Here is a 2,273-nt window from a genome sequence, read left to right on the forward strand (position 1 = left end):
TAATAATTAATTTTTTAATTTTATTTTCAACCCCCACCCCCCAATCTTGGGGGCTTTAATAAGGAATTAGGATTGTGGCATTCAAAATGACCAACAATATATATTATACGAGGACGATGAAAATGGGGGAAGAACACACCCCTGACCGAACACTGAGGCTGGGGGTGAAGGGAAAATTCGAGGTGTGTGAAGACTAATAAAATCAACGCTCAATTTTATCCGAGTTCTAAATAAAAAAGGTAACCGTTCAGGCTATATATCAAAAGTGTAAGAAAGGGGATAAGGAGATAAGAGTGATATGGAGATAAGATAATAGAAATAGATTGAAATTTATAGAAATTAGGTAGAAATTGATTGTGGAAAACAACAAATTTCCATAAATTTCTATTAATTTCAATTTTTTTAATAATATCTCCCTATCTCCTTAATCTCCACATCTCCTTTTGTTACACCACCTGAACGCTTACTAAAAAAGGAGGTGTGAGGAAAAAATGATGGTAATAAGATGGATTGTATCAGGGGTAGTGGTAGCGATAATTTCGCAGGTTGTGGGATTTGTAATCTATGGGCTGATATTTGGTAAATTTTGTGCGATGAGTGAAGGTATCTGGCGACCGATGACGGATATTTGCTGGAGTGTGGGGATGCCATTGACAGACCTTCTGGCAGGTCTAATGTTTGCCCTCGGTTATCTTTTACTTTACAAAGGGATACCAGGTAAAGGGATAAATAAAGGTTTTACCTTTGGGCTAATCGTTTGGCTTATGGCAAGGGTGCCAGGTGAGTTGTATTTTTATACTATGATTCCAATTCATCGGATGCTTGTCTTTGCCGGTTGGTTGCAGGGACTTCTCTCTTTATGCCTGGGAGGATTGGTCATAGCCGCCCTCTACGGCAAGACATTGGAAGAAAAATAGTCATAAACCAGATAACACAGATTTTAAAGAAAAACCACTAAGGCACTAAGAACACGAAGAAGTAGTCATATCCCCGCGGGACACAAACAGCAATGAAAATTTATCACACAAAGACACGGACATGCAGAGAGAGAAAGAGAAGTATTTTATAAAGTTCCTCACGCAAAGACGCAAAAGACGCAAAGAAAAATAAGGGGAAAATTACCTTGGCGACCTTTGCGAGAAAAAAAAGGGATATTTAAGCAAATAAGAGTAAAATGACTAAGCAATTTTCAACATACTTGTTAGATGAAATACTTTTGAAAGAAAAAATAAAAAGGGAGAATTTGCGTCGCCAACTAATCGAGAAGGTGCTAGCTACACTAACAAAACTTTCTGATAAGGTTAGTTTTAAAGAGGCATATCTGTTTGGTTCTATTGTCAATCCAAACAGTTTCTCCGAAAAATCTGATGTGGATATTGGCTTTGTTGATTTAAGTGACCGGGATTTCTTTAAAACTATGGCATTTATTTCAAGAGAAATTGGAATAGATGTTGATGTCGTTCAATTAGAAGGTCATCGTTTGGAAGAGAAGATAAAGGATAAAGGTATAAGATGGATAAAGAAGGTTTAGTTGTTCTAAAAGCTACAGTATCAAGGCAAATTGAGGAGATTGAAAAACTCTATGTTAGGATTGAGGACCGTAAACAAAAAAGAGGTAAATCAGGAATAGAAAGTCTTGCTTATCAACTACATAATCTCTATTGTGCCTTTGAAGACCTTTTTAAGATTGTGACTGATAGTTTTGATAATCATATCCAGAACAAAACCCATTACCATATAGAATTGCTAAGACGGATGACGATGACTATTGAAGGTATTCGACCAGCACTAATTTCTCAAGAAAATTATGAGTTATTGGATAATCTCAGAGCATTTAGACATCTTTTTCGGCATGCTTATTCTTATGAATTGGATGAAAGAAAAATAAAGATAGTTTTAGCCGACGCCATAAAATTAAAAAAACGCTACCAAAATGATATTAACATCTTTTTGAAAAGTATTGAGGGGAGACGGTCATCCCCGTTGGGGCATAAAGGAAGAAGATGAAAATGGGTTTGATGGTTCAGGTGAAATCAGGCTAAAGCCTGTGGCTACCAGCCTTCCCGAGTCCCGATTTTTAGAAGAACCCTTCAGCCTTCAACCTGATTACGGACACGGAAAACGGACACGATTTACGAATTTTCAGTGTTTCATCCGTGTCCATCTGTGGCTGAATAGTTACTTTAATTTTACTTATAAATTTCAATCCTTATTCGTATTCATAAACGGTAGAATTTGAGGACAAGACATATCGAAAAAAGATTGGAGAAGAG

The 2,273-nt window shown here is 36.7% G+C and carries 3 protein-coding genes; all 3 read left to right on the forward strand.

Annotated features, from left to right (window positions below; genetic code table 11):
* Positions 1-491: 491 nt before the first annotated feature.
* The 3 genes from AB1422_02445 to AB1422_02455 all read left to right on the forward strand — a co-directional run bounded on the left by AB1422_02445 (position 492) and on the right by AB1422_02455 (position 2,007).
* Positions 492-917, forward strand: coding sequence for a hypothetical protein (locus tag AB1422_02445; protein MEW6618205.1), 426 nt, complete (start codon positions 492-494; stop codon positions 915-917).
* A 257-nt stretch (positions 918-1,174) separates the two neighbouring features.
* Positions 1,175-1,531, forward strand: a complete 357-nt coding sequence (locus AB1422_02450; protein MEW6618206.1) for a nucleotidyltransferase domain-containing protein — start codon at positions 1,175-1,177, stop codon at positions 1,529-1,531.
* Positions 1,513-2,007 carry a hypothetical protein gene (locus AB1422_02455; GenBank protein MEW6618207.1) on the forward strand — a complete coding sequence of 165 codons (495 nt, stop codon included), beginning with the start codon at positions 1,513-1,515 and terminating at the stop codon, positions 2,005-2,007. The genes AB1422_02450 and AB1422_02455 overlap by 19 nt, the downstream gene beginning before the upstream one ends.
* Positions 2,008-2,273 lie beyond the last annotated feature (266 nt).

The sequence above is a fragment of the bacterium genome (genome assembly GCA_040757115.1).
Classification (GTDB): Bacteria; UBA9089; CG2-30-40-21; order CG2-30-40-21; family SBAY01; genus JBFLXS01.